Raw genomic sequence first — 1,552 nt, forward strand, 5'->3', positions numbered from 1 at the left:
GGGTCTAGAATTTTTGGTGTTGGAAAGTATTTCCATTCCAAAAGTACTAGGCCCTTTTTGATAACAAAAAAAGCATCTAAGCCTCCCTAGTGCTATGCTTTAAGCGACGAAACTCAAGATAAGCGGGGTAGGAATAGATGTCTCAACTAGATAATACACTTAAATTACTGGGAATTACAGACACAAACATTCAGGTGTTAGGTACTCGTGAGGAATTTAATGGTCGGGGCTCGGGTCACAAAAAGTATTTGGTCATCCAGGCAGAGCTTACCTACACACTCAGGCGCTGTCCCAGCTGTGGATACAATACGTTGCACCCTAACGGACACAAGCTCACTCATGTCCACATTTCAGGACCCATGGACCGGCCCGTAATTCTAGAGCTAAACAAGCAACGCTGGCGTTGTAGTAACTGCCATAGCACTTGTACGGCCACCACTCCAGTGGTATCAACCAACCACGCCATCGGTCACGGACTAGCGACTCATGTGCTGAAGCTAGCCAGTAAATCACTCCCGGCTAAGACTATCGCCAGTCTCACCGGTATTTCGACAAACTCAGTTCAGCGTATTTTGACGGCTAATATTCATCCACACGCGAGCCGCCGGTTACCGATTAATCTATGCTTTGATGAATTCCGTTCCACGCACGGCTCCATGTCGTTTATTTGCATTGACGCCGACACTCACAAATCAGTTAAAGTACTTAGCGACCGCCTTAATAGAACCATCAAACAGTTCTTTCTTAGTCAGTACAGCACCGCAGAACGGGCCGCGGTTCAACGCGTCATCATGGACATGAACGCCTCCTATCAGGCATTCGTGCACGAACTATTCCCTAACGCCGAACTCATTATTGATCGGTTCCACATTATTCAATTAATGGGCCGGACGATGGATACCATTCGCACTCAATGTTTAAAGCAACTCGACAAGCATTCGCGGGAATATAAAGTACTGAAATCACTATGGCGCCTATTCCACAAGGCCACCCCTGACGCACAAAAGAGCCGCTACCTCTTCGGCCTGAATGAGTACTCGACCGAACAGAACGCTATTGATATTGGAACCGATACGTTTCCGGCCTTCAAAACAGCTTATGAAACCTACATCGATCTCCACGATGCTTTGATGGGGCGTCACGCTGATGAACTCAAGAATATCATCACTAACTATCAGCCTAACGGCACGCCCCTAGATACGGCCATGCATACCCTACGAAAGAATCTTAATGGAGTAATTAATGCCGCCAAATCGTCCTACTCTAACGGACCGATAGAAGGCATCAACCGTAAGATCAAGGAGCTCAAACGTGCTTGTTATGGCTTCTCCAATCAGGCCAATATGTTCACACGCGTCTACCAGCTGATTGCCTAGATTATCTACCACAATAACGTCACGATGGTAGGCTTATTTGTTATGCCTTCAAGTACGATATTCAGACGACACACCAGATTAAACGCCGCAACTAATAAAAAAACAAAAAAGATCTCCCACACGAGGAGATCTCCAAAGGATAGAAACTATCCTTCAACACCATTTGACAAAGAGCC

The 1,552-nt window shown here is 46.3% G+C and carries 1 protein-coding gene; it reads left to right on the forward strand.

Going from position 1 to position 1,552, the window contains the following annotated elements:
- Positions 1-137: 137 nt before the first annotated feature.
- Complete coding sequence (locus tag IV54_RS07720) at positions 138-1,376, forward strand: ISL3 family transposase (protein WP_057878793.1); 1,239 nt, start codon at positions 138-140, stop codon at positions 1,374-1,376.
- The last annotated feature ends 176 nt before the right edge of the window (positions 1,377-1,552 follow it).

It is taken from the genome of Levilactobacillus paucivorans (genome assembly GCF_001437125.1).
GTDB classification, from domain to species: Bacteria; Bacillota; Bacilli; order Lactobacillales; family Lactobacillaceae; genus Levilactobacillus; species Levilactobacillus paucivorans.

What these genes read in the sequence shown, in the direction of transcription:
- IV54_RS07720 (WP_057878793.1), top strand. Translation starts at nt 138, where the DNA reads ATGTCTCAACTAGATAATACACTTAAATTACTGGGAATTACAGACACA.